This is a genomic window from Pseudomonas sp. S44, from assembly GCF_016624805.1.
Lineage (GTDB): Bacteria > Pseudomonadota > Gammaproteobacteria > Pseudomonadales > Pseudomonadaceae > Aquipseudomonas > Aquipseudomonas machongensis.
In genome coordinates this window covers 1-25,680 of record NZ_JACVTY010000051.1, presented here as the reverse complement: position 1 = coordinate 25,680, position 25,680 = coordinate 1, and the positions used below count along the sequence as shown (strand labels likewise).

The following is a 25,680-nucleotide window of genomic DNA, read 5'->3' as shown; positions in this document are numbered from 1 at the left end:
GCCCCAGCCCCAGCCCCGAGCCCAGCCTCTGCGGCACACAGCACGATCGATGCTGATGAACTGGAGCCTCTGCCTGCGGCGCCCCGCTCTGTCGAGCCTGCCCCCGAGGCTCCAGCGCCGGTTGCGCAATTGGCTGGTGCTGCCGAGACGGAGGGGCCAGTTGACGAAGCCCGCGAGCCGGCGAGCATTGTCGAACCCGAGCCAGTCGCTCCCCCCGCCGAGTCCGAGCCTGTCGAGCCGGAGACCGCCGCCGACAACACGCCAGCGGACGAAGCCCCCGCCACCGAGCCCCCGGAAGAACAACCGGCCGGTGAAGACGGCCCTTACGCCCTGCCTGATGCCGTCGAGCCGCCCTACAGCCAGGTCGCCGCGCACATCGAGGAAACCCTGATCGGCCTGCTCGACGACCTGAGCCTGCCGGAGCGCCACAAGGCCCAGGCCCTGGAAATGCGCGAGCGGGTGGCGCGCGGGCTGAACTGGTACGAGCTGATCCCGGTACTGGACGACCTGGCGGTGCTGATGCTGGCAATCAACGACAGCGGCCAGCATGAGTTCGAAGCCTATCTGCAGCAGATCAACGAACGCCTGGAGACCTTCCAGAGCCACCTGCAGGAGGCCAGCGAGGGGCACGCCGATAACAGCACTGCCGCTCGCGAATTGGACAGTCAGCTGCGTGAACAGGTCGATGGCCTGCAAACCAGCGTCCAGGGCGCAGTGGACATCGACAGCCTCAAGCACCTGCTGGACCACCGGCTCGAGGGCCTGCTGGTCACCATGGATGACCACCAGCACGAACGCGATCGCCGTGAGCAGGAACTGGCCGGACGCCTGCAAGGCCTGGCCGAGCGAGTGGCGAGCATGGAGCAGGAGGCGCTTGGCTACCGTGAGCACCTGGAAGAACAGCGGCAGAAAGCACTGGTCGATCCGCTGACCGGGCTGCCCAATCGCGCCGCCTGGAGCGAACGGGTCGAACGCGAGCTTGCCGACTGGCAGGAGAATGGCGGCCACCTGGCCATGGCCATCCTCGACCTCGATCATTTCAAACGCATCAACGACGGCTATGGCCACCTGGCCGGCGACAAGGTGCTGAAGATCGTTGCCGACCAGTTGCGCAAGCGCTTGCGCGGGCGCGACTTCATCGCCCGCTTTGGTGGCGAGGAGTTCGTCCTGCTGCTGCCCCAGACATCCCCTCCCGCAGCGCTGCAGGTCGCCGAAGCGCTGCGTGCGGCGATCGAGGCCTGCCCGTTTCACTTCAAGGGCGAGCGCGTGGTGATCACCACGTCCATCGGCGTCAGCGCCTTCCGCTCCGGCGAGCGTGGCGACCAGGTGCTCAAGCGTGCGGACGACGCGCTATACCGCGCCAAGGACCAGGGGCGCAATCGCGTCGAGCAGGGATAGATAAGTACCGCTACGCCCCTCCCGTTGCGTTCGACACTGGCCGGGCACTTAGCCTGTGCACATAAATCCGGACGTATGAGGAGCAGTCGATGGAATTGACAAGATGGAGCGTAGCGCTGGTGGCGGGCCTGACCTTGCAGGCAGGCGCCATGGCCAAGGATGTGATGCATACTGCCGATGTCGGCGCTGACGGCAAGGTATTGCGCCAGTCGTCCGAATGGATCTTGGAGATCGAGAAAACGGCGTTGGATAATTATTACGTGCAGTACAAGCTGGTGCTCAATCCACGCATCATTCAGCGGGACCCTGGTTTCTGTTCAGTGTCGGTGATCGATGCAAGCAGCTTCGACCGACAGCTGCATGGTCAGGCCAAGGTCATCGGAAAACCTGTCGCCGAGCATGTGAATGTCATGACACAGCTGGTGGACCTGACTGGGCCGAGCGGTAACAACTCATTGGCATTCCAGGTGATGTGCGTCCGCTGAGCGGGCATCGTTGGGGAATGGGTAATCAGCGATAGCACGTTATACTGTAGCGCTTATACCGACACATGACGTGCCTCTATCCGATGAAAACGTTCGCTACTGCCCTTCTCCTCATCCTGCTCGCCGGTTGCTCCAGCGGTCTGCGTGTCGACCGCAGCCATACTTCGGCGAACCAGGACAGTCGCATCCAGTTCGTCGTCCTGCACTACACCAACGCGTCGCTGGAGCGCTCGCTGGCGCTGCTGACCCATGGCGAGGTCAGCAGCCATTACCTGGTTGGCGACGGCAATGCCACGGTATACCAGCTGGTGGATGAAAGCCGCCGCTCCTGGCATGCCGGCGACAGTCAGTGGCAGGGCCGCACCTGGCTCAACTCGAGCTCGATCGGTATCGAGATCGTCAATCCCGGCTATACCGATACCCCCAGCGGACGTGTCTGGCACCCCTACAGCGAAGCGCAGATCGAGGCAGTGATCGCCTTGGTCAAGGATATCGTCCAGCGCTACAACATCCAGCCGCGCAACATCATTGGCCATAGCGACATCGCACCTTTGCGCAAGCTCGACCCGGGGCCGCTGTTCCCCTGGAAGCGCCTGGCTGACGCAGGCCTGGGGATCTGGCCGAACGCTGCCTCCGTGGCGCGCCAGCAGGTGTATTTCGAGGCCAATCCACCGAGCCCGCTCTGGTACCAGCAACAACTGGCCCGCTTCGGCTATGCCATCGAGCAGACTGGCGAGCTGGATGTCTCGACCCGCCATGTGATCGCCGCTTTCCAGATGCATTTCCGCGCGCAGCGCTTCGACGGCATGCCCGATGCGCAGACCGCGGCAATACTGCAGGTGCTCAACAGCATGCGGTAAATCAGGACCGCCTATCGCACCGCGCCAACTGTTCATCCAGTTGCTATACCTTTGGTATTCAACTGGATGCCGCGCATGTCTTCGCTGATCGCCTCTGTGCGCCAAATTTTCTACCGCCCCTGGCTGTTGGCCTCTCTGGTCGCGTTGGCCAGTGCTGCGCTGCTGCTGGCCGCCAGTGTCGGTGTCACCCTGCAGCAGATGAAACAGAGCGAAAGCGCGCAGATGAATGCCCGCGGCGAGCGTTTTCTCGAGCGCCTCGAGCAAGTGTTCGGCCAGTTGCGCGAGGGGGTCGACCAACTGCAGACGCTGCCGATGCGCGGCTGTGATGCAGCGATGTTGTCTGCGCTGCGTCAGGTGGGCCTGAGCTACCGCTTTGTCTACGAGGCGGTCTATGTCGACGGAGACATCGCCTGCTCCAGCCGCGGTGGGGAGCAGGTCATGCGGCCCATGCGCGCACCCGACATCCAGGGGCCGACCTACAGTTACTGGCTGAACACCACCACCGAGCCGAACGAAAATCTCGCGGCGTTGATGCTGGGACGTGGCCATTTCCTGGTGTCCACCTCACGCGGCCACCTGACCGACGTGGTCGATCTCCCGCCCGGTGGCAGCCTGTTGGTAGTGCTCGACCGCGGCAGCCGGGCGATCCCGGTGCTGGGCCCTCCCCAGGCCTGGCCACCCGCGCCGGACTGGCCGCCACCGTCACGCAAGGCGCTGATCGAGCTCAGCGACCGCCTCGTCTACCGGATGCCGACCAAGTCACCGGACTACCAACTCGTCCTCATCGCCCCCCGTGCAAGCCTGCCGCTGAAGCTCAACGGCATGCTCTGGTTGTTGTTCCCCGGTAGCCTGCTGCTCGCCTGCTGCATCGGCTGGCTGGTGCTGCAACTGATCCTGCAGCGGCGCTCGATGAGCTCGGAGTTGCAGCAGGCGCTGCGCCGTGGCGAGCTGCAGGTGCTCTACCAACCGATCTTCGAACTGGACAGCCGCCGTTGTGTCGGCGCCGAAGCACTGGTGCGCTGGCGTCGACCGAATGGCAGCCTGACCAGCCCGGAGCTGTTCATCCCGCTTGCCGAGAACACCGGGCAGATCCGCCCGATCACCGACTTCGTCCTGCAGCGGGTACTGGAGCAACTGGGCCAGTTGTTGCGGGCCAATCGGCACTTGTACATCTCGGTGAACCTGGCAGCGTGCGATGTGATGGTGCCGCGTATCGGCCGGGTCGCAGCGCGGCTGCTGGCCCAGCATCGGGTGTCCGCAACGCAGATCGCATTCGAAGTGACCGAGCGCGGCCTGATCGATGTGGTGGTGGCCCGCGACAACCTGCAGGCGCTGCGATCGGTCGGGCATCAGGTACTGATCGATGATTTCGGCACTGGCTACTGCAGCCTGGCCTACCTGCAGACCCTGCCGGTCGATTGCCTGAAGATCGACAAGGCGTTCATCGACGCCCTGGGCCACGACGCCGCCAGCAGCGGCGTCGCCCCGCATATCATCCGCATGGCCCATGACCTGCACCTGCGGGTGATCGCCGAGGGGATCGAGTGCGAGGACCAGGCCGTGTTGCTCAACAGCGAAGGGGTCAACTATGGGCAGGGTTGGCTGTTCGCCCATCCGCTCAACGCCCGACAGTTCGCCGAGCTGATCACGCGCGGACGGCGGATGGGCGGGCGGCGAATCGATGATGAGCCTTGAACAGGCGCCTCAGACCGGCAGGGCCATGTAGAACTGCGTCCCCTGCCCCGGCCGAGAGAACACGCCCATGCGCCCGCCATGCAGTTGCACGATTTCCTTGCACAGGGCCAGACCCAGCCCCGCGCCACCCTTCTTGCGCCCCACCTGCACGAACGGCTCGAAGATTCGCCCCTGCTGGCCATAGGCAATGCCTTCGCCGTCGTCCTCGACGCTGATGATCACCCGCTCGGCATGCCGCCGTGCGTGCAGGCGAATGTGCCCGCCACTGGCGGTGTGGCGGATGGCGTTGTGCAGCAGGTTGTCCAGCACCCGGTCGATCTGCGCAAGGTCGACCTGGATGTGCGGCAAGGGAGGCTCCAGCTCGCTGACCAGTTCGATCTGCTTGTGCGCCGCCGACTCGGCGAAGCGTGCCCGGGCCCGTTCCAGCAGGTCATCGAGTGTGCAGGGCGCCAGTTCCAGTTTCTGCAGACCGCTCTGGTAGCGAGAGAAATTGAGCAGGTCGTTGATCAGTTGGGTCAGACGCTGCATTTCTTCGCCGATGGTGTCGAGCAGATCGTTTTCCCGCGCTTCGGGCGGGAACGAGATCCGTTCGCGCAGCAGGCCGAAAGCCATATGCATGCCGGTGACCGGGGTGCGCAGCTCATGGGAGGCACGCAGGACGAACTCGCTGCGTACGCGCTCGAATGCACGCTGTTCGGTCACGTCATGCAACACCATCACCGCGCCGAGAATCGGCCCTTGCGGGTGGCTGACGGGTGTCAGGCTGAAGGTCAGCAGACGGGTCTCTTCGTCCACCTCGATGCTCAGGTCATCCGGTGGCCGGTCCAGGCTGCCGCCGCGTAGCACCTGGCGCATCTGTTGCTCGAGCTCCGGGCGGCTCAGGGCTTCGGCCAGACTGCTGCCGAGCCGCGAGGCATCCCAGCCCAACTGCCGTTGGGCCACGGGGTTGAGGTGTTCCAGGCGACCTTGGCGATCGATGATCAGCAGGCCGTCGTCGATGCTGTCGAGCACGGCCTGCAAGCGTTGCTGGCCGGCCAGCAGTTCATCGACATTGGTGGCCTGGTGCTTGCGAAGGGCGTCGGCCATCAGGCCGAAACGGCGGGTCAATTGGTTGAGTTCGGTGGCTTGGGTCACAGGTAGAGTGACGTCGAAGTTGCCCTGGCCAACCTGGTCGGCTGCCTTGACCAGGGCCTCGATCGGCTGGCCGAAGCGACGCGCGATGTTATGCGCGGTGATGAAGCCCAGCACCACTACCGCCAGACCCATCAGGCCCAATGCACCGCTGACCAGCAGGGCATGGTCGCGAGCATGCTCTTCGCTGCGGGAAATGTGCTCCAGCGCCTGCTTGTGCGAGTCGATCAGGTCGGTGCGGACCTGGTTGAACGCGGCGCCCAAAGGGTCGTCGACGCCCATGCTGCGCGACGGTGAGGTGCTGTCGCGATAGGCCTGGAGGAAGGTCTGGTAGTTGCTGCTGGCCTTGCTGAATCCGGTGCGTTCACCGCCCTGTTCGAGGCCTGCCACCAATAGCGCCTGGAAGTTTTCCTGCAGGCTTGCCAAGCTTTTCGGATCGGTATCTGGATCGAGTATCAGGTTCAACTGCTCGCCCAGGTTCTGCCGCAGCTTGAGCCCGACTTCCAGGGTATGGGTGGTGTCACGCACCAGCTTTTGCTGCACCGCTGCCATCTGCAGCACGCTGATCAGCCCCAGCAGCAACCCCAGCAACGCTACCGTCACCAGTGCCGAGATGCTCAGGAACAGCCGCGTACGCAGCTTCATGGGCCACTTCACAGGTTGTACTGCTTGCGCTTGCGGTACAGGGTGGAGGCATCGATACCGAGGGTCTTGGCGGCCTGGTCGAGGGTATCGCTGGCTGCCAGGACGGCACCGATGTGGGCGCGCTCCAGCTCATCGAGACTCAACGCTGCGCCAACCTTCGGAGCGTTGCCGGTGGGCTGCTCGCCCATCCCCAGGTGGCTGATTTCCACGCGCTCCTGCGGGCAGATGATGCTGGCGCGCTCCACCACGTTGCGCAGTTCGCGGATGTTGCCCGGCCAGCGGTAGTTGAGCAGTGCCGCACGGGCCTCGTCGCTGAATCCCCGCGCCGGGCGCGAATACTCCTTCACGAAACGGGCGAGGAAGCGATCGGCGAGCGTGAGGATGTCCTCGCTGCGCTCGCGCAGTGGCGGCAGGTGCAGGGTGATGACGTTGAGGCGGTACAGCAGGTCTTCACGGAAGCGGCTCTCGCGCACCATCTCCTCAAGGTTGAGGTTGGTTGCGGCGAGGATGCGAACGTCGGCCCGACGGGTGACCGGATCGCCGACCCTTTCGTATTCCTTGTCCTGGATGAAACGCAGCAGTTTTGGCTGCAGGGTCAGTGGGAAATCACCGATTTCGTCGAGGAACAGCGTGCCGCCGTCCGCCTGGCTGACCCGCCCGAGCGTGCTCTCGCTGGCGCCGGTGAAGGCGCCGCGGGTATGACCAAACAGTTCGCTTTCCATCAGCTCGGCGTTCAGCGAGGGGCAGTTGATGGTCACGCAGGCCTTGCGTGCGCGCTTGCTCCAGCCGTGAATGGCGCGTGCCAGTTCGCCCTTGCCGGTGCCGGACTCGCCCAGGATGAGGATATTGGCATCGGTGGTCGCCACCTGCCGCGCGGTTTCCAGCACCGCCATCATTTGCGGGCTGTGGGAGTCGAGACCGTCCTTGGGCTTGCGCACTTCACCTTCGAGCGCTTCCAGGCGCGCCGACAGTTGGCGCACCTCCAGTTGCTTGGCGGTGGCCAGGCGCAACTGGTCGGGGCTGCAGGGTTTGACCAGATAGTCGGCAGCGCCGGCCTGGATGGCATCCACTGCGGTATCGATCGCCGAGTGTGCAGTGACGATCACCACGCGCATCCAGGGCGCCTGGATGCGCATCTGGGCCAGCACGTCTAGGCCGTTGTCCTCTCCCAGGCGCAGGTCGAGGAAGCACAGATCGAACACCTGGCGTTGCAACAGGGTCTCTGCCTGAACGGCACTGTTGGCCGTGGCGACGCTGTAGCCCTCGTCTTCGAGGCAGTAACGGAAGGTGCGCAGGATCGCGGACTCGTCGTCCACCAGCAGAATGCGGCCTTGCTTGTCCTGGGCTGGTTCCATTTTTCCTGCGCTCCTATGGGATTGATCTCAGTTAGTGTCGGAAAAATCGGGCAAGTTGCATGGTCGATTCTGAAGGATTCCGTCCTGTGCATGCTAGCTGTTGCTCTGTTTATTGGCTAACAGATTGAAATAAATAGATTTTCCAGCATTCGTGACGCTGGCATGCAGGTTGCGAGGTTGGTTGGATTTGTTACGAAAAGGAGAAGTGTCATGCCTTTATTCCCACGTCATTGCGCCCTGGCTGCCGGCCTGCTGCTGGCAGTCGGTCCCGTTGTCGCCGACCCGTTGCAGGATGCACGGCTGGAGGGGGCCGTGCAGACTGCGGTTTCTCTCAACAAGGTACTCAATCCGTTCCGCATAGAGGTGCAGGTGGAGGGGCAGCAGGCCCGCCTCAGCGGTGAGGTGGAAAATCCTGTCGAGCGCGACCTGGCCGAGCGTGTCGCCTTGGCCACCCGCGGTATCGAGCGTGTGGATAACCGCCTGCAGGTCAATGCCGAGCTGGCGGAGCAGCCGCTTGAGCGGCGTGCCTACGCCCAACGCCTTGAGGACGCCACCTTGACCGCGATCATCCGCGCGCGCCTGCTCTGGAGCCGGGTGACGGAAAAGGCGCCAATCGAGGTCGAGAGCCGCGAGGGCGTGGTGACCATGCGCGGTCGCGTCGACAACGTCGAGGCCAAGGAGCTGGCCGGGGTCATCGCCCGTACCAGCGAGGGCGTGTACCTGGTCAACAACCTGATCAGCCTGGATTCCGCAGCCATGGCCCAGGCCCGTGAAAATCCGCCGACTGTTCCGACAGGGCCGCAGCCCAGCGATGCCTGGATCATCGACAAGGTGCAAAGCAGCTTGCGCTACAGCCGTAATCTCGACGGGCCGAACATCAAGGTCGCGAGCCAGGAAGGCCTGGTGCGGCTGTCTGGCGAGGTGGTCAGCCAGGAGCAGAAGACCATCGCCGTGCAGATTGCGGGGCAGATCCTCGGAGTACGGGGCGTGGATGCCGACCTGCTGAAGGTGGCGAGCAAAGTGGAAGGTTGAATCGTGCAAAACGCACGGCCTGCAACAAGGCATCGTGCAGGATACGTCCTTGCTGCATTTCCCATTTGTACATAACTATCTGATTTATAAAGATTTTTTCGAGATGAAAAAGCTGGCATGCAGGCTGCAATAACTCCCTCAAGGTTTGGATAACAAATACAGCAGGAGGAGCCGGCATGAATCGCCAATCAGTCAACCGTTCGCAGGACGCAGCGCTGCCCGTGCATCAGTTTCTGTACCTGGCGATGGCACTGGTACTGACCCTCGCCGGCGGCCTGTTCTATCACAGCTGGCAGACCGCTCGCCTGGCCGACCAGGTAGCTGCTCAGACTGCGTTGTTGACGCAATTGAAGACGAATCACGCCACCACCCTGGTCAAGGCGGCACAGCCGCTGCCTTCGGCCAATGCTTCGCCGGCCACCCTGGAAAACATCGTTCCTCAGGAACGCTGGGTGTTCTAGTGCCACACCGACCCGATCCCGAAAAGAAAGGAGAAACACCATGCTGAGCTGGGCTATCACATTCCTGATCATCGCCATTGTCGCCGCAGTGCTGGGCTTCGGTGGTATCGCCGGCGCCGCAACTGGTATCGCGAAGATCCTGTTCATTGTCTTCCTGGTCCTGTTCGTCGCTTCCTTCTTCTTCGGACGCGGTAGAGGACGCCCATGAGCAGGATGCTCTTTAATGCCCTGGTCACCGCCCTGCTCGTGGGCGGTGGCTCGGCGGCGATGGCAGCCAATGACGGTCAGGTGCGGGCTAACCAGTTGCTGGGGTCGGACCCGGAATACCGCCAGACCTGGCAGAAGACCATAAAGAATGAAGAACGCCTGCCCGAGTGGGTGATCAACCTCAGCGGCAGCTCTGCGCAGCAGATGTCTGCGGTGACCGAGGACGGCGACAAGTATCTGGTCGGCCCTCTCTGCGAGTCGGACGACAACTGCACGTACAAGCGCCTGATCGTTGCGTTCAGCTGGGACAAGGATGAAGCCTACGGGATGCTCGTGGAGGTTCCCGAAGGTCTGCCCTCAGACAAGTCGCCGACCCGCCATGCGGATTATCGCTGGCTGGGCGAGCCGGATGACGGCATGAAGAAGCTGCTGCAGGAGCAGCTCAAGCGCGATCCGAACTGGTACTGACCTAGGGTCGCGCACCGTAATCGGATGGACGTTGAACGTATTTACCGTTGCGTCGTCCATGATGCGCCGCCTCGAGGAGAGGCAGCACATGACCAGGGGGCCGGGCTGTTCTGATCGCGTCAGGATCGGAGTGGCCTAGGGGTACAGGGAGTACCTCCGACGAGGGCCGGGTCAGGAGAGACAGCATCGGAAGATCCAGGTCAGTGGTGTCGGAAAAGGCACTAACACTCGACCTGGCTTCCGAAGCGTCCTTACAGAAATTTCCCTTCCAGAACGTACTTGTACGATTTTTCTCTCAAGACACATTTTGTCGTAACCGTATATCGAATTTTTTTCCCCTCGATTGCGCTGTGCGCAGGGTGTGTTTTCTTCCATTCGGATTGTCGAACAACCCCCCACCACCCTCCAACTGATCCTGTCGTTTCTGCCTAAAAATGGCGGTTTGGTCTTGTTCGGAAAACCGAACGCCTGGATTTTTTGGCCGCTGAATTGGCCGATTTGCGGTCTTTTCCTATGCCGATTCGGCATGGGGTAGTCGTTTCCGGCATTAGACTGGCCCTGTCCACGTCGCAATAGTTGCCGCCTTTTTAGCTGGCCCGAGCGCTCGTTCGCTCGCTGGCGTTGACCTGAGAACAGGGTCGCCAGACGGAAGCCAATCGCTGCCCGTGACGTTGCCAAAGGCTCTGGGACGCGCTTTTCCGATCTGCTGGCCATGACCACTACAACAAAGGTAACGACATGAAGAAGGCAAAACTGAGCCTCGCCTGGCAGATCGTGATCGGTCTCGTCCTGGGCGTTGCAGTCGGCGCGCTACTGAATCATTTCAGTGCAGAAAAGGCATGGTGGATCAGCAACGTCCTCCAGCCCGCCGGCGACATCTTCATTCGCCTGATCAAGATGATCGTCGTCCCGATCGTGATTTCGTCGCTGATCGTGGGCATCGCCGGGGTTGGCGACGCGAAGAAACTGGGCAGCATCGGCCTGAAGACCATTCTCTACTTCGAAGTGGTGACCACCATCGCCATCGTCGTCGGTCTGGTACTGGCCAATGTGTTCCACCCAGGTGCCGGCATCGACATGAGCACCCTGGGCACCGTCGACATCTCCAAGTACCAGGCCACGGCGGCCGAGGTACAGCATGAGCATGCGTTCATCGAGACCCTGCTCAACCTGATCCCATCGAATATCTTCGCAGCGCTGATGCGTGGCGAGATGCTGCCGATCATCTTCTTCTCGGTCATGTTCGGCATGGGCCTCTCGAGCCTCAATGCCGACCTGCGCGAGCCGCTGGTGCGTACCTTCCAGGGTGTGTCGGAGACCATGTTCAAGGTCACCCACATGATCATGAACTACGCCCCGATCGGCGTATTCGCCCTGATCGCCGCGACCGTCGCCAACTTCGGCTTCGCCTCGCTGCTGCCGCTGGCCAAGCTGGTGCTGCTGGTGTACTTCGCCATCGCCTTCTTCGCCTTCATGGTGCTGGGCCTGGTGGCACGCGTGTTCGGCTTCTCGATCATCAAGATCATGCGCATCATGAAGGACGAGCTGATCCTCGCCTACTCCACCTCCAGCTCCGAGACCGTGCTGCCGCGCGTGATCGAGAAGATGGAGAAGTACGGTGCGCCGAAGTCGATCTGCTCCTTCGTGGTACCGACCGGCTACTCGTTCAACCTCGACGGTTCGACCCTGTACCAGAGCATCGCGGCGATCTTCATCGCCCAGCTGTACGGCATCGACCTGTCGATCAGCCAACAGCTGCTGCTGGTGCTGACCCTGATGGTCACCTCCAAGGGTATTGCCGGTGTGCCGGGCGTCTCCTTCGTGGTGCTGCTGGCGACCCTGGGCAGCGTGGGCATTCCGCTGGAAGGCCTGGCCTTCATCGCCGGTGTCGACCGCATCATGGACATGGCCCGTACCGCACTGAACGTGGTGGGCAACGCCCTGGCCGCCGTGGTGATCGCCAAGTGGCAAGGCATGTACGACAGCGCCAAGGGCGAGGCGTACTACAACTCGCTGTTCCAGGCCAACGGCAAGAAGAAAGAAGCTGTGGTGGCGGGCAAGACCGTCAACCAGTAAGCCTCTGGTTGCAAGCAAGAGCCCCGACCCGTCGGGGCTTTTTGCATTGTGGCGTCCGACACCACCCCTGTCGGCCGCTCTTGCAGGGATCGGATTCAGGGCGCCTTATGCGCTATCATTCGGGCATTTTTCAGGGGGATTGCAGATGCTCAACGGCCTCTGGCTCGGCTTTTTCGTGGTAGCGGCCATCTCCGCCCTGGCCCAGTGGCTGGTCGGTGGCAACGCGGGAATCTTCGCCGCGATGGTCGAGAGCATCTTCGCCATGGCCAAGCTGTCGGTCGAGGTCATGGTCCTGCTGTTCGGCACCCTCACCCTGTGGCTGGGCTTTCTCAAGATTGCCGAAAAGGCCGGTATCGTCGAGTGGCTGGCCAAGGTCCTCGGCCCGCTGTTCGCGCGTCTGATGCCGGAGGTGCCGCCTGGCCACCCTGCCCTGGGCCTGATCACCATGAACTTCGCTGCCAACGGCCTGGGCCTGGACAACGCCGCCACGCCCATCGGCCTGAAGGCCATGCGTGCGTTGCAGGAGCTCAACCCCAGCAGCACCACGGCGAGCAACGCGCAGATCCTGTTCCTGGTGCTCAACGCCTCGTCGCTGACCCTGCTCCCGGTCACCATCTTCATGTACCGCGCCCAGCAAGGCGCTCCCGACCCGACGCTGGTGTTCCTGCCCATCCTGCTGGCGACCAGCGTCTCGACCCTGGTCGGCCTGCTGTCGGTTGCCGTGATGCAGCGCCTGCGCCTGTGGGACCCGGTGGTGCTGGCCTATTTCATCCCCGGCGCCCTGCTGCTCGGTGGCTTCATGGCGTTTCTCGGCACGTTGTCGGCGGCTGCCTTGGCGAGCCTGTCGTCGATCCTCGGCAACCTGACGCTGTTCGGTGTGATCATGCTGTTTCTGGTGATCGGTGCGTTGCGCAAGGTGAAGGTCTACGAGGCCTTCGTCGAAGGCGCCAAAGAAGGCTTCGACGTCGCCAAGAGCCTGTTGCCCTATCTGGTCGCGATGCTGGTCGCAGTGGGTGTACTGCGTGCCTCCGGGGCGCTGGAGCTGGCGCTGGGCGGCATCCGCCATGCGGTCGAGTGGATGGGCGTGGACAGCCGCTTCGTGGAAGGCCTGCCCACGGCACTGGTCAAGCCGTTCTCCGGCAGCGCGGCGCGGGCGATGCTGATCGAGACCATGCAGACCCACGGTGTCGACAGCTTTCCGGCGCTCGTGGCCGCGACCATTCAGGGCAGTACCGAAACCACCTTCTACGTGCTGGCGGTGTACTTCGGCGCCGTGGGCATCCAGCGCGTGCGTCACGCAGTGGGCTGCGCGCTGCTGGCCGAGCTGTCCGGGGTGATCGCGGCGATCTTCGTCTGCTACTGGTTCTTCGCCTGAGCCTGCATCCGTGAGGCCTGGGCGACTGTCCAGTCCACCACCTGGCGCGCGAGCTGGTCGCTGGCAGCGCCAAAGCCGCTGACCACTGCCGGCACCTGCTTGTCGGCCAGTGGCTGGAGCACCTCGAAGCGTTGGCTGGCAAGGATGCGCTGGCTGCGCCCTTGCACCAGCCGCGCGTCGTAGCGGATCAGTACCTGCACCCCGTTTTCGCGGTATTCGCTCTGGAACGCTTGCAGCTCACCCGCCAGCTCGTAGTCGGCCTGCAGATTGCTGTCATCGGCGCTCAGGCGCTGCACCCGGCCGTCCCGCTGGAAGGCATCGAGCAGGCGATTGCGCACCAGCAGTGGCACCGGATCGCTCCAGCGCGCGCCCTTGTAGCTGCTGATCACGTCGCCTTGCGCAATCACGGCGATACGCGGCCCGGCCAGGACTTCGCTGGCCAGCGGCTTGTTCAGGCGCAGCGACCAATCCACGGGTATCGCCGGGCGGCTCTGCTGGTTCACCGGCAGGCGATAAATGTCGGTGGGCTCGGCCTGTGGCAGGATCGAGCAGGCGCTGGCCAGGCTCAGCAGGCTGCCTGCGGCGAGCAGGCGAAGGGACGGCCTCATGGCTGGAACTCCTTGGTTGGGTCGCGGCCCAGCAGGTAGCCGCTGGGGTCGGCCTCCAGGCGCCGGGAGATGCCCTTCAGGGCATTGAGGGTTTCGCGCAGCTCGCGGATTGCCGGGGCCAGCTGATTGAGGCCTTGGGCGCCGTCGTCGAGCGCCTCGCGGTTGTTCTTGAGCAGGTCATTGATGGTCGCGGTGCTCTGAGCCAGCGACTGCATGGCCTGCTCCGCGCTGCCGAAGGCTTGCTTGCCCTCGCTGCCGAGCAGGCCATTGGCGTTGCGCATCAGCGCCTGTGTCTCGGCCAGGGTGGCGCTGGCCTGTTTGCCGACCTGGCCGAGTTGCTCGATGGCCTGGGCGATGCCGCCCTTCTGACTGGCGAAGGCACCGGTAGTCTGTTCGAGGTTGGCCAGGGTGTTGCTCAGGCGTTCGATGTTGTTTTCCGAGAACATCTGGTTGGCGTTGTGCAGCAGCAGGTTGATGTTGGTCACCAGGTCGCTGCTGTCGTTGAGCAGGCGTGAGATCGGCGACGGCGAGGCGACGATCACCGGCAGCTGTCCGTCCTTGCCCTTGAGCGATGGGCTCTGCGGCGTGCCGCCGCTGAGCTGGATGAACGAGTTGCCGGTCACCCCGGCGAGCGTGAGCTTGGCCTGGGTGTCTTCCTTCACCGGTGTGTCGGCGCTCAGGCGGATGCGCGCCAGCACCCGGCGCGGGTCCTGTGGGTCGAGGCGCAAGGTGCTGACATCGCCGACCTTGATGCCGTTGTACTGCACCGCGCTACCCCGGGACAGGCCCGAAACGGCCTCGTTGAACACCACTTCATAATCTTTGAAGGCATCGTCGACGCTGGACTTGGTCAGCCACAGGCCGAACAGCATGGCGCCGGCCACGACCAGCACGGTGACCAGTCCGATGAGGACGTGATGAGCTCGGGTTTCCATCGTCAGTACTCCTGTCCCGCGCTTGCGGCTGCCTGTTCGGCTGCACGTCCGCGCGGGCCGTGAAAGTATTCGTGAATCCAGGGATCGTCGGTGCGTTCGACCTCGGCCAGCGGGCCTGCGACCAGTACCCTCTTCTGCGACAGCACCGCCACCCGGTCGGTGATGGTGTAGAGGGTGTCCAGGTCGTGGGTGATGAGGAACACCGAAAGCCCGAGGGCGTCGCGCAGGGTCAGGATCAGTTGGTCGAATGCCGCTGCGCCGATCGGGTCCAGGCCTGCGGTGGGTTCGTCGAGGAACAGGATGTCCGGGTCCAGTGCCAGAGCGCGGGCCAGGGCAGCGCGCTTGATCATGCCGCCGGACAGCGAGGCCGGATACTTGTCGGCGGCGCTGATCGGCAGCCCCGCCAGCGCCAGCTTGACCCCGGCCAGGTGTTCGGCGTCGGCGCGTGACAGCCCGGCATGCTCGATCAACGGCAGCGCGACGTTCTCGGTGACGGTCAGTGACGAGAACAACGCGCCCTTCTGGAACAGCACACCGAAGCGCCGTTCCACCTGCGAGCGCTGGTCGTCGTTCAGCGTGGCCAGGTCCTGGCCGAACACCTTCACCCTGCCCTCGTTGGGCCGACGCAGGCCGACGATGCTGCGCAGCAGCACCGACTTGCCGCTGCCCGAACCGCCGACCACGGCGAGGATCTCGCCGCGGTACAGGTCCAGGTCGAGCTGCTCGTGCACGCTCTGACTACCGAAACGGTTGCACAGGCCACGGGCTTCGATCACCGCTTCACGTGTGCCACTCACCAGCCCATCTCCATGAAGAACAGCGCAGCTACCGCATCCAGCACGATGACCACGAAGATCGACTGCACCACTGCCGAGGTAGTGTGGGCCCCGACCGACTCGGCGCTGCCACTGACCTTGAAACCTTCCAGGCAGCCGATGGCGGCGATCAGGAAGGCGAAGAACGGCGCCTTGAGCAGGCCGACCAGGAAGTGCTGCACGCCGATGTCGCTCTGCAGCAGCGAGAGGAACATGGCCGGCGGGATGTCCAGCGACAGCGCACAGACCACCGCGCCGCCGACGATGCCGCAGACCATGGCGACGAAGGTCAGCAGCGGCAAGGCGATCAGCAGCGCCAGAACCCGCGGCACCACCAGCAGTTCGATGGGGTTCAGGCCCAGGGTGCGGATGGCGTCGATCTCCTCGTTGGCCTTCATCGAGCCGAGCTGCGCGGTGAAGGCGCTGGCCGTGCGCCCGGCCATCAGGATCGCGGTGAGCAGCACGGCGAATTCGCGCAGGAAGGAGAAGGCCACCAGGTCGACGGTAAAGACCGTCGCACCGAAGTCGGCCAGCACCGTGGCCCCGAGAAAGGCCACTACGGCGCCGACCAGGAAGGTCAGCAAGGCGACGATGGGCGCGGCGTCCAGGCCTGTCTGCTCGATGTGCGCGACCACCGGGGTGACCCGCCACTTGTGTGGTTGCAGGAGCCGGGTGGCGAGGGTGGCGAGGATCAGGCCGACGAAACCGAGTAGTTGCCGGGTGTCCTGCCAGAGTGTGTCGACGGCGCAGCCGATGCGTGCGAGCAATTGCAGCAGGACCGGTTGTTCGGCTTCCTTGATCGGGATGCAGTAGTCCTGCACCGAGCCATACACCGTCCTGAGCAAGGCACGGCTGGCCTCGGGGAGCTCGTCGGTGCAGTGCGACAGGCGCTCTGCGCCCAGCAACTCGGCCAGCAGCGAGGCACCGGCGGTGTCCAGGCGCCCAAGCTGGCTGAGGTCGGCGATCGTGTCGGCACCGTACTGGTCGCGCAGGCGCTCGCTGTCGCGCTTGAGGTTGGTGTAGTGGGCCAGGGTCCAGTCGCCGGCGATCAGCAGGCGCGCGGGGTGCTGGCGGGTGTCGAGGGTGGCGCTGGGCTCCATGCTTCTGACTCTGCACGACGGCGGTGGGTCAGATCATAGCCTGTTGCAGCGGCGGTGGCTTCAATCGCGGGGCAAGTCGCAACGGCGATGGAGGCGACGCGATGATGAAGCTTCACCCCGCCGGTACATCCTCGACCACCTTGAAGCGCAGTACGCCGATCACCTGGCCATCCTCGGTCAGCACCCGCACCTGCCACTTGCCCACGGGGTTGGGCGGGAAGTTCTGCTTGTGGGTCCAGGCCCGGTAGCCTTCCTTGCGCCCACCGTGGATGTCCAGGGCGATGCGGTCGACCTCTTTACCGTCCTGCTGCCACACGTGATAGATCCGCTCGTTCAGCCCGCGCGGGGCGTTGATTGCGGTATAGGCGTACAGCCCTGCGCTGCGAATGCGGCTGGCGGCGATCTCGTCCAGCGACTCGCCGGGCTGGCGGTCCTGCAGCTCGGTGGTCACCGCCACTTCGGTCATCCACAGGGTCGCCGGTGGCACCCATGAGCGCAGCAGCCACCCGCCGCCGCCCACGGTCAGGGTCACCAGTACCAGCGCCACGGCGCGGCGCCAGTTGTTGATCGGGAAACTGCTGGCCAGGCTCGGGAATGACAGCGCCATGGCCGCGATCAGCGCCAGCTTGAAGCTCTGTGCGGTGGTCAGGTGCAGGATGATCGGCAGCGCCGTGAGCAGCGCGGCGAACAGGGTCAGGGTGTGCAGCGCCATGAACAGCCAGCGCCGCGGTGCGAGCCATTTGTAGTACAGCGGATCGACGATGGAGATCAGCCCGGCTGCGCCGAGCAAGCCGGTGAACACCAGCTGGCCGCTGTTCCAGGTGGTGGTGATGAAGAAGAACGGCAGGACGAAGAACAGACTTTCCTGGTGGATCATCTGTGTGGCGTAACGCAAAAGTGGCTGCGGGATTTCGCGCTTGAACGTGCGTGCGAACAGTCCCGTCAGGGTGTTCTCGAGCATCAGCCAGACCCAGCTGATCAGCATCAGCACGGCGATCCAACTGGCGAGGCCGGCCTGGCGGTCGACCAGGATGAAACTGCCAATGCCGGACAGGAAGCCGCCAAGGGCGATGACCCCGGGGTAGCGTTTGAGCAGTTCGATGATGCGTTGGACGATGTGGGGTATGGGAGGCATGGGGATGGGCAGCGATAAGGGGTGACTGTTCTGGCCTCTTCGCGGGCAAGTCGCAATGGCGAAGAGGCCGAAACAGGATACCGCCGAATCAGCTGTCCCGTGTAGCGCCGCTGGGGCGATCCGCCGGCTGGCGCCTTTTGCGGATCAGCCCGATGGCGAGTATCAGCCCCAACCCCAGCGCCACCAAACCGTACAGCTCGTCATAGCCCAGCAGTGGCTTCTCGATGCGCAGGTAGCCAGGTTCCTTGAGCAACAACCGCAGCGCCTCGTTGGCCTCCTTCAGGCTGACCTTGCGCAGTTTGCCGATCGGGTCTGTGAAACGGCCGTCCTCGTAGTCGTTCAGCGCGCCCCAGTAGTAGTCAGCCAGTGCGCTGTTGCCCTGGGTGGTCCAGCTTTCGCGGGCAATCGCGGCCTCCTTGAGGCGGGCAAAGGTGTCTGCATCCAGGCCGTGCTTGCGCAGGTGCTCGAACAAGTCCTGCAGCACCTTAACCGCTTCGTCGATGTCCTGGCGCTCGAGATCGGCGTTGAAGCTGAGCATGCCACTGTCGCCGAAACTTTCACGCCGCACGGAGGGGCCGTAGGCCAGGCCGTGGCGCAACCGCAGTTGATCGTAAGCAGCCCAGTCGAGGTAGCGCGAGAGCAGTTCGAGGGTCTGGTCGTGATTGCTGTCGAGTACCGGCTCGATGAACAGCCAGTGCAGCCTGGCGGTGTCGCCCAGCCAGCCACGGGTCAGGTCGCGGCGTTGCTCGGCCTGCTGGCTGATGCTGTCGAGGTTGCGCCGCTCGCCTGGCTCGGTGGCTGGCAGCTCGCCGTAGGTACGCTCCAGATAGGCCGGCAGCAGGCGGTCGAGGCCACCGACGACGATCAGGCTCATGTTGTTGGCGGCGTACCAATGCTCGCGCATGGCCTGCACCTGTTTGAGGGTCATGCCGTCGATATCCGAGCGCTCCGGGCATTTGAGCCCCAGTTCCACGGCAAGCTGGTCGCTGGCCGGGTGGCCGATGTCCTGGCGGTCCAGCCAGCGCTGCAGGTGGCCGTAATGGCCGCCGTCCTCGCGCTCGATGATTTTCTTGGCGGTGGCCAGGGCCTTGGCATCGATCTTCGTGTCCCGCACCGCCGCCAGCAGCAGGTCGAGCACCTTGCGCTGGTTGCGCGCCGGCGCTTCTATGACGAAGGTGGTATCGGCGGCGCTGGTGAAAGCGTTCCACTCCCCGCCCAGCGCCTGCAGGCGCTCTTCCAGGCCGCCTTCGCCGGTCTCGTCGATGCCGCTGAACAGCAGGTGTTCGAGCAGGTGCGGCAATTCGCGCTGGTTGCACTCGAAGTCGTCGAGGCCCACGCCGACTACCAGGCGGATCGACACATGGTCGCGTTCGTACCCCGACTTGAGAATCACCTGCAGGCCGTTGGGCAACAGATAGCCTTCGACCCGCGAGCGGTCGAGGGCGAACGAGGGCAGGCTGCAGAGGATCAGGCAAACGAAGGTCAGGCAACGCATGGGCGGGCTTCCGGGCCGGTCTCCAGGTGTGCGGGGGTCAGGACAGGCGGGCGTCGTCCGGCACGCTGTCGAGCAGAAGCCCGCCGGTGTCTGCGCCGCCCAGTACCACATAGGCACTGCTGCAGAACAAAGAGTTCAACCGCTTCATGTCGGCAATCAGCTCCAAGTGTAGCGAACTGGTCTCGATACTCTGCACCACCTTGCGTTGCAGGCGGCTGACATGGGCGTGGGCCAGGCGCCGTTCCTGGGCGCGGAAGCGGCGTTTCTCGCGCAACAGCAGGCGTGCGCTCTCAGGGTCGGCGCTGAGGAACACCGACAGGCCCAGGCGCAGGTTGGCCAGCAGTTGCTCCTGAAGGCCCGTCAATTCTTCCAGGCCGACCTGGGAGAACTCCCGGCGCTGTGAGGTCTTCTGCTGCTGCACCTTGCGCAGCATGCGCTCGATCAGGTCGCTGGCCAGCTTGAGGTTGATCGACAGTTCGATGATCTCGGCCCAGCGCCGGTTGTCCTGCTCGCTCAGGTCCTCGCGTGACATCTGCGCCAGGTACAGCTTGATGGCGCTGTACAGGGCCTCGGCGTCCTCGCCCAGGGCGCGGGTCTGTTGTGGCAGTGCGGTCTGGCTGCCGCGCAGGGCGCCGAGCATGGCCTCGAGCAGGCTGTCGACGATGTCGCCCAGGCGCAGGGTCTCGCGGGCTGCGTTGGCCAATGCCAGGCTGGGGGTTTCCAGCGCCGAGGCGTCGAGGTGCCGGGGCTTGACCTGGCCGTTGGCGACTTCGCGTTCGGGTAGCAGGGTGGTGCACAGGCGCCCCATAGGTTTGACCGTGGGCAGCATGACCAGGCAACGCAGGGTGTTGTAGAGCAAATGGAAGCCGATCACCAGCTCTTGCGGGCTGAAACTCAGCGAGTCCATCCAGTCCACCAGCGGGTGCAGCACCGGAATGATCAGCAGCAGGCCGATCAGCTTGTACAGCAGGCTGCCCAGGGCCACGCGACGCCCAGCAGCGTTCTGCATGCGGGCGCTGATGAAGGCCAGCATTCCACTGCCGATGTTGGCGCCGACCACCAGGCCGATGGCCACCGGCAGGCTGATCACCTCGGCACCGGCCAGGGTCGCGGTGAGCAGCACGGCAGCGAGGCTGGAGTAGGTGATCATGGCGAACAGGGCGCCGACCAGGGCGTCGAGCAGGATATCGCCGGTCAGCGAGGCGAACAGCACTTTCACACCCTGTGCATGGGTGATCGGCGCAGCAGCCTGCACGATCAGTTCAAGTGCCAGGATGATCAGGCCCAGGCCAATGGCCACCCGGCCCATCTGGCCGAGGCGCGTCTGCTTGCGCGACAGGAAGAAGATCACCCCGACGAACACCAGCAAAGGCGACAGCCACGACAGGTCGAAGGTCAGCACCCGCGCCATCAGCGCAGTGCCCACGTCGGCACCGAGCATGATCGCCAGGGCTGGGGTCATGGCCATCAGGCCTTGGCCGACGAAGGAAGTGACCAGCATGGCGGTGGCGTTGCTGCTCTGCACCACGGCGGTGACGACGATGCCAGCAATGAAGGCCAGCGCGCGACGGTCCATGTTCTGGCTGAGCACGCGGCGCAGGTTCGAGCCGTAAACCCGAAGAATACCGGTGCGCACGATATGCGTGCCCCAGACGAGCAGCGCCACGGCGGAAAGCAGGTTGAGCAGGGTCAGCATGGTCGAGGCCCCCTTTTTACCGACGCCCCAGTGCGGGGCCAATGGGTGAAGCCGTGAGCCTGGCCCGGGGGTGGGCGTTGTATTCAGTGCTCACTGAAGCTTTAGTTGTTTTGCGCGGTTGTCGCCAGCTTGGCATGGCGTGCATTTATTTGAAACATTTCTGTCACAAGCATGTTGGGTGTTTCAATGCCAGTACAGACAAACGAAAAAGGCCCCGGAGGGCCTTTTCAGTGACGTCCGGTACTTACTGACCCGGAATGTCCTTGCGCAGTTTCACCGGATCATGCTCCTTGCCTTCCTTGCGCGCCATTGCAGTACGCATGCGGATGTTGATCGCTTCCACCGCCAGCGAGAACGCCATGGCGAAGTACACATAGCCCTTCGGCACGTGCACGTCGAAGGACTCGGCGATCAGCACGGTGCCGACCACGATCAGGAACGACAGCGCGAGCATCTTCAGCGACGGGTGCTTGTCGATGAAATCGCTGATGGTGCCGGCGCAAAGCATCATCACCAGCACGGCGACGATGATCGCGGCGATCATCACCGGAACGTGCGAGACCATGCCCACCGCGGTGATCACCGAGTCCAGCGAGAACACGATGTCGATGATGGCGATCTGGATGATGGTGTAGAAGAACTTGCCGCCAGCGCCTTTGGGTTCGTCGCTGCTTTCCTCTTCACCCTCGAGGCCGTGGTAGATCTCCTGGGAGCTTTTCCACAGCAGGAACAGGCCGCCGAAGAACAGGATCAGGTCGCGCCCCGAAATGCCCTCGCCAAAGACCACGAACAGGTCGTCGGTCAGGCGCATTACCCAAGTGATCGAGAGCAGCAGCATGATCCGGGTGACCATCGCCAGCGCCAGGCCGAAGATCCGCGTGCGCGGCTGCATGTGCTTGGGCATGCGGCTGACCAGGATCGAGATCATGATGATGTTGTCGATCCCGAGCACGATCTCGAGTGCGGTCAGGGTGAAAAAGGCAACCCAGATTTCCGGGCTGGTCAGCCATTCCATGTGTATTCCTTCGAACGATGAAGGCGACGCGCCCGGGAGAGCGGGCGCGTCGCGGTGGGGTGGTGCTCTTGTCTTACAGACTACTGATCAGTGGGAAAACTCCCATGAGCAAGGCGGCGAGCATTATGCACAGGCACACCAGAACTGCCCACTTGAGGGTGAAGCGCTGGTGATCGCCGAATTCGATCCCCGCCAGGGCTACCAGCAGGTAGGTGGAGGGTACCAGCGGGCTAAGCAGGTGTACCGGTTGTCCGACGATCGACGCACGGGCCATTTCCACCGGGGTGATGCCGTAGTGGCTGGCGGCTTCGGCCAGTACCGGCAGCACGCCGTAGTAGAAGGCGTCATTGGACATGAAGAAGGTGAACGGCATGCTGACGATCGCGGTGATGGCCGCCAGGTACGGGCCGAGCGCATCCGGGATCACCGCCAGCAAGCTCTTGGACATGGCCTCGACCATGCCGGTGCCGGACAGAATGCCGGTGAAGATACCGGCGGCGAAGATCAGCCCGGTCACGGCCAGCACGCTACCGGCGTGGGCTGCGATGCGGTCCTTCTGCTGCTGCAGGCAGGGGTAGTTGACGATCATGGCGATACTGAAGGCGATCATGAACAGCACCGGCAGCGGCAGCACGCCGGAGATCAGCGCGACCATCAGGGCAGCGGTCAGGGCGCCGTTGAACCAGATCAGCTTGGGGCGGCGCGCTTCGGGGAACTGCGACACGCTGATTTCGCTGTGATCGATGTCGTCGGTCGGCAGGTGCAGCTCACCCAGGCGGGCACGCTCGCGCTTGCCGTACATGTAGGCGATGGCGAGGATCGCCAGCACACCGAAGGCCATGGCCGGGATCATCGGCACAAAGATGTCCGACGGGTCTACATGCAGCGCGCTGGCGGCGCGAGCGGTCGGACCACCCCAGGGGGTCATGTTCATCACGCCACCGGCGAGGATGATCAAACCGGCCATGATTCGCGGGCTCATGCCCAGGCGGCTGTACAGCGGCAGCATGGCGGCGCAGCAGATCATGTAGGTGGTGGCGCCGTCACCGTCGAGCGAGACCACCAACGCCAGCACGGCAGTGCCGACCGAGACTTTCAGCGGGTCGCCCTTGACCAGCTTGAGGATCTTGCGCACGGCCGGGTCGAACAGGCCGGAGTCGATCATCAGGGCGAAGTAGAGGATGGCGAACATCAGCATCACGCCGGTGGGCGCGAGCTTGCTGATGCCTTCGAGCATCATGGGGCCGATCTTGGCGGAGAAGCCGCCGAACAGGGCGAAAATGATCGGTACCAGGATCAGGGCGATCAAGGCCGACAGGCGCTTGGTCATGATCAGGTACATGAAGGTGATGACCATGGCAAAGCCAAGGAAGGTCAGCATGGCGGTACTCCAGGCGTGGCGCGGCGAAAGGACGGACGATTCGGGCGGATCAGCGCGTCAGGCGCTGTGCATGGAATAGCGGGAGGGGTACTGCAGGAAGGCGGGCACAGGAAAACATCGGTATCACCATTGTTGTTGTTGATTGGGCCGGGTTCGTACGTAATGCCGACACCCTGGCTGGCCGGTCTGTCGCCGGTGGTGGCGCTATCCTAGGTGGGTAAGCTTTCAGCCAGCTTTCGCCTCGATGAAGGCGACAGGAGGTCGTTTCATGAATGACGTACAGGAAGGCGGGTGCCATTGCGGTGCCTTGCGCTACCGGCTGGAGGGTGATCTGACGGATGTCGCCCACTGCCACTGCTCGATCTGTCGACGGGCCAGCGGCGGGCTGGTGGTGACCTGGCTTACCCTGCCGCGCAAGGGTTTCCAGTGGATGGCGGGCGAGCCGAAGCGCTATGTGGCGCCGGCCAGTTGTACCCGGTTCTTCTGCGGCGACTGCGGCGCGCATGTGGCGCTGGAGACGACGCATAGCCCGCTGAGCATCGATGTGACGGTGGGGACGCTGGACCGGCCAGAACAGGTGAGGGCCAGTCGGCATATCTGGACGGGCAGCCGGCTACCCTGGCTGCACCTCGATGAGGAGCTGCCTGGCGAGGTGGAGGAGAGTCCGTAACGAAATGCGGGGGCCTGATCAAAGGCCCCCGCAGGTCTTCAGATGGTCAGCGTCCAGTCGTAGTCGACGATCAGCGGCGCGTGCTGCGAGAAGCGTGGCTGGCGCGGCAGGCGAGCACTGCGCACGAAGCGGCGCAGACCTTGGGTGAGGATCTGATAGTCGAAGCGATAGCCCAGGTTGAGCATCTCGGCCTGTTCGTTGTCCGGCCACCAGCTGTACTGGTCGCCTTCGCGGCTGACTTCGCGCAGGGCGTCGACATAGCCCATCTCGCCGATGATCGCGTCCATCCAGGCCCGTTCGGGCGGCAGGAAGCCCGGCGACTGCTGGCTGTCGCGCCAGTTCTTGATGTCGAGCTTCTGCTGCGCCACGTAGAACGAGCCGCAATAGATGTATTCGCGACGCTTGCGACGCTGCTTGTCCAGGTACTTGGCGAAGTCGTCCATCAACTTGAATTTCTGGTTCAAGTCTTCGTCGCCGTTCATTCCCGAAGGCAGCAGCAGGCTGGCGATGCTTACCTTGTCGAAATCTGCTTGCAGGTAGCGCCCGTAACGGTCGGCCGTCTCGAAGCCCAGGCCGGTGATGACTGCCTTGGGCTGCATCCGCGAGTAGAGCGCCACGCCACCTTGGGCAGGCACCTCCGCTTCGCAGGCATAAAGGAAATAGCCATCGAGCTGGAAAGCTGGGTCGTCGAGTTCAAAGGCCGAGGCGCGGGTATCCTGAAGGCAGATGACGTCGGCATTCTGGGCTTGCAGCCAGCTGAGCAGTCCACGCTCGGCCGCAGCCTGAATGCCATTCACGTTCACACTGATGATCCGCATAAATGGCCCCAAAAATCTCGTGCGTGTATGATACCCGAGCTCAACTCATTTAGCTAAATCCGTGGTGTCCGGGACTTTTCATGCAGCCGTATCAGCGCGACTTCATTCGTTTTGCCATCGATCGCGGCGTTCTGCGCTTCGGTGAATTCACCCTGAAATCGGGGCGTACCAGCCCGTACTTCTTCAACGCCGGGCTGTTCAACAGCGGATCGGCCCTGGCCCAGCTGGGGCGCTGCTATGCAGCCGCGATCGTCGACAGCAAGATCCCCTTCGACGTGCTGTTCGGCCCCGCGTACAAGGGCATCCCGCTGGCAGCGGCCACGGCGGTGTCCCTGGCCGAGCAGCATCAGCTCGACGTGCCATGGTGCTTCAACCGCAAGGAAGCCAAGGACCACGGCGAGGGCGGCAGCCTGGTCGGCGCCCCGCTGGCCGGTGACGTGCTAATCATCGACGACGTGATCACTGCCGGTACCGCCATCCGTGAAGTCATGCAGATCATCAAGGGCCAGCAGGCCAACGCCGCAGGCGTGCTGATCGCATTGAACCGCGAAGAGCGCGGCAATGGCGAGCTCTCGGCGATCCAGGAAGTGGAGCGTGATTTCGGCATTCCGGTGGTCAGTATCGTTTCGCTGACCCAGGTGCTCGAGTTCCTGGCTGACGACCCTCAGCTCAAGCAGCACTTGCCGGCGGTCGAAGCCTATCGGGCTCAGTACGGGATCTGATCTCGGATCGGTAATGAAAAAGGCGACCCATGTGGGTCGCCTTTTTCATTGGATCGGCGGTGGGTTTTTCGCGGGCAAGCCCGCCCCCAGTGGGAGCGGGCT

24 protein-coding genes are annotated in these 25,680 nt (G+C 63.6%); 12 read left to right on the top strand and 12 right to left on the bottom strand.

Annotated features, from left to right (window positions below; genetic code table 11):
- The 4 genes from IAE40_RS24685 to IAE40_RS24670 all read left to right on the top strand — a co-directional run.
- On the top strand, nucleotides 1–1,398 hold a 1,398-nt coding region (locus IAE40_RS24685), incomplete at its 5' end, for a diguanylate cyclase (protein ID WP_234465241.1).
- An 89-nt stretch (nucleotides 1,399–1,487) separates the two neighbouring features.
- On the top strand, nucleotides 1,488–1,883 hold the full coding sequence (locus IAE40_RS24680; protein ID WP_197893388.1) for a hypothetical protein: 396 nt from the start codon (nucleotides 1,488–1,490) through the stop codon (nucleotides 1,881–1,883).
- Between the two features lie 83 nt (nucleotides 1,884–1,966).
- On the top strand, nucleotides 1,967–2,743 hold the full coding sequence (locus tag IAE40_RS24675; protein WP_197893389.1) for an N-acetylmuramoyl-L-alanine amidase: 777 nt from the start codon (nucleotides 1,967–1,969) through the stop codon (nucleotides 2,741–2,743).
- A 75-nt stretch (nucleotides 2,744–2,818) separates the two neighbouring features.
- Nucleotides 2,819–4,438 (top strand): EAL domain-containing protein, encoded by a 1,620-nt coding sequence (locus IAE40_RS24670; RefSeq protein ID WP_200604020.1) that lies wholly within the window; start codon nucleotides 2,819–2,821, stop codon nucleotides 4,436–4,438.
- 9 nt (nucleotides 4,439–4,447) lie between these two features.
- Here IAE40_RS24670 and IAE40_RS24665 read toward each other — a convergent pair whose 3' ends face one another.
- The gene (locus tag IAE40_RS24665; RefSeq protein WP_197893391.1) at nucleotides 4,448–6,214 is read right to left on the bottom strand and encodes a KinB sensor domain-containing domain; all 1,767 of its coding nucleotides are present in this window, start codon (nucleotides 6,212–6,214) and stop codon (nucleotides 4,448–4,450) included.
- Between the two features lie 8 nt (nucleotides 6,215–6,222).
- Nucleotides 6,223–7,569 carry a sigma-54-dependent response regulator transcription factor AlgB gene (algB, locus tag IAE40_RS24660; RefSeq protein ID WP_054893344.1) on the bottom strand — a complete coding sequence of 449 codons (1,347 nt, stop codon included), beginning with the start codon at nucleotides 7,567–7,569 and terminating at the stop codon, nucleotides 6,223–6,225.
- 210 nt (nucleotides 7,570–7,779) lie between these two features.
- Here algB and IAE40_RS24655 point away from each other — a divergent pair, with 210 nt between their 5' ends.
- From IAE40_RS24655 to IAE40_RS24630, 6 genes are all read left to right on the top strand, one after another.
- Nucleotides 7,780–8,601 (top strand): BON domain-containing protein, encoded by an 822-nt coding sequence (locus IAE40_RS24655; protein WP_054893343.1) that lies wholly within the window; start codon nucleotides 7,780–7,782, stop codon nucleotides 8,599–8,601.
- 176 nt (nucleotides 8,602–8,777) lie between these two features.
- The gene (locus IAE40_RS24650) at nucleotides 8,778–9,062 is read left to right on the top strand and encodes a hypothetical protein (RefSeq protein ID WP_063542018.1); all 285 of its coding nucleotides are present in this window, start codon (nucleotides 8,778–8,780) and stop codon (nucleotides 9,060–9,062) included.
- Between the two features lie 40 nt (nucleotides 9,063–9,102).
- A complete protein-coding gene (locus IAE40_RS24645) occupies nucleotides 9,103–9,270 on the top strand; it encodes a DUF1328 domain-containing protein (protein ID WP_028695791.1) in 168 nt (55 codons plus the stop codon).
- Nucleotides 9,267–9,737 (top strand): inhibitor of vertebrate lysozyme family protein, encoded by a 471-nt coding sequence (locus IAE40_RS24640; RefSeq protein ID WP_063542020.1) that lies wholly within the window; start codon nucleotides 9,267–9,269, stop codon nucleotides 9,735–9,737. The genes IAE40_RS24645 and IAE40_RS24640 overlap by 4 nt, the downstream gene beginning before the upstream one ends.
- 738 nt (nucleotides 9,738–10,475) lie before the next feature.
- Nucleotides 10,476–11,813: a glutamate/aspartate:proton symporter GltP gene (gltP, locus tag IAE40_RS24635; protein WP_054893340.1), complete on the top strand. Its 1,338-nt coding sequence runs from the start codon at nucleotides 10,476–10,478 to the stop codon at nucleotides 11,811–11,813.
- 145 nt (nucleotides 11,814–11,958) lie between these two features.
- Nucleotides 11,959–13,188 (top strand): nucleoside recognition domain-containing protein, encoded by a 1,230-nt coding sequence (locus tag IAE40_RS24630; protein WP_054893339.1) that lies wholly within the window; start codon nucleotides 11,959–11,961, stop codon nucleotides 13,186–13,188.
- Here the strand turns inward: IAE40_RS24630 and IAE40_RS24625 are convergent.
- The 9 genes from IAE40_RS24625 to IAE40_RS24585 all read right to left on the bottom strand — a co-directional run bounded on the left by IAE40_RS24625 (nucleotide 13,170) and on the right by IAE40_RS24585 (nucleotide 23,368).
- Nucleotides 13,170–13,796 carry an ABC-type transport auxiliary lipoprotein family protein gene (locus IAE40_RS24625; RefSeq protein ID WP_200604019.1) on the bottom strand — a complete coding sequence of 209 codons (627 nt, stop codon included), beginning with the start codon at nucleotides 13,794–13,796 and terminating at the stop codon, nucleotides 13,170–13,172. The genes IAE40_RS24630 and IAE40_RS24625 overlap by 19 nt on opposite strands.
- On the bottom strand, nucleotides 13,793–14,731 hold the full coding sequence (locus tag IAE40_RS24620) for an MlaD family protein (RefSeq protein ID WP_065864707.1): 939 nt from the start codon (nucleotides 14,729–14,731) through the stop codon (nucleotides 13,793–13,795). Before IAE40_RS24620 ends, IAE40_RS24625 begins: the two co-directional genes overlap by 4 nt.
- Nucleotides 14,732–14,733: 2 nt before the next feature.
- Complete coding sequence (locus IAE40_RS24615; protein WP_200604018.1) at nucleotides 14,734–15,528, bottom strand: ABC transporter ATP-binding protein; 795 nt, start codon at nucleotides 15,526–15,528, stop codon at nucleotides 14,734–14,736.
- Nucleotides 15,525–16,646 (bottom strand): ABC transporter permease, encoded by a 1,122-nt coding sequence (locus IAE40_RS24610; protein WP_200604017.1) that lies wholly within the window; start codon nucleotides 16,644–16,646, stop codon nucleotides 15,525–15,527. Before IAE40_RS24610 ends, IAE40_RS24615 begins: the two co-directional genes overlap by 4 nt.
- Nucleotides 16,647–16,758: 112 nt before the next feature.
- Nucleotides 16,759–17,781, bottom strand: coding sequence for a DUF5924 family protein (locus IAE40_RS24605; protein ID WP_065864710.1), 1,023 nt, complete (start codon nucleotides 17,779–17,781; stop codon nucleotides 16,759–16,761).
- Nucleotides 17,782–17,869: 88 nt separating this feature from the next.
- Nucleotides 17,870–19,276, bottom strand: coding sequence for a M16 family metallopeptidase (locus tag IAE40_RS24600; RefSeq protein WP_200604016.1), 1,407 nt, complete (start codon nucleotides 19,274–19,276; stop codon nucleotides 17,870–17,872).
- A gap of 37 nt (nucleotides 19,277–19,313) precedes the next feature.
- Complete coding sequence (locus IAE40_RS24595) at nucleotides 19,314–20,972, bottom strand: Na/Pi cotransporter family protein (protein ID WP_054893333.1); 1,659 nt, start codon at nucleotides 20,970–20,972, stop codon at nucleotides 19,314–19,316.
- Nucleotides 20,973–21,216: 244 nt separating this feature from the next.
- Complete coding sequence (locus IAE40_RS24590; protein WP_054893332.1) at nucleotides 21,217–21,987, bottom strand: TerC family protein; 771 nt, start codon at nucleotides 21,985–21,987, stop codon at nucleotides 21,217–21,219.
- A 73-nt stretch (nucleotides 21,988–22,060) separates the two neighbouring features.
- Nucleotides 22,061–23,368, bottom strand: a complete 1,308-nt coding sequence (locus IAE40_RS24585; RefSeq protein WP_054893331.1) for a CitMHS family transporter — start codon at nucleotides 23,366–23,368, stop codon at nucleotides 22,061–22,063.
- 268 nt (nucleotides 23,369–23,636) lie between these two features.
- Between IAE40_RS24585 and IAE40_RS24580 the strand changes: the two genes are divergently transcribed.
- Complete coding sequence (locus IAE40_RS24580; protein ID WP_153772897.1) at nucleotides 23,637–24,038, top strand: GFA family protein; 402 nt, start codon at nucleotides 23,637–23,639, stop codon at nucleotides 24,036–24,038.
- Nucleotides 24,039–24,076: 38 nt separating this feature from the next.
- Here IAE40_RS24580 and IAE40_RS24575 read toward each other — a convergent pair whose 3' ends face one another.
- Entirely contained in the window at nucleotides 24,077–24,856 is a 780-nt protein-coding gene (locus IAE40_RS24575; protein WP_054893329.1) for an exodeoxyribonuclease III, read from the bottom strand.
- An 80-nt stretch (nucleotides 24,857–24,936) separates the two neighbouring features.
- On the opposite strand from IAE40_RS24575, the gene pyrE reads away from it, so the two are divergent.
- Nucleotides 24,937–25,578 carry an orotate phosphoribosyltransferase gene (pyrE, locus tag IAE40_RS24570; protein WP_125931046.1) on the top strand — a complete coding sequence of 214 codons (642 nt, stop codon included), beginning with the start codon at nucleotides 24,937–24,939 and terminating at the stop codon, nucleotides 25,576–25,578.
- Nucleotides 25,579–25,680: the final 102 nt, after the last annotated feature.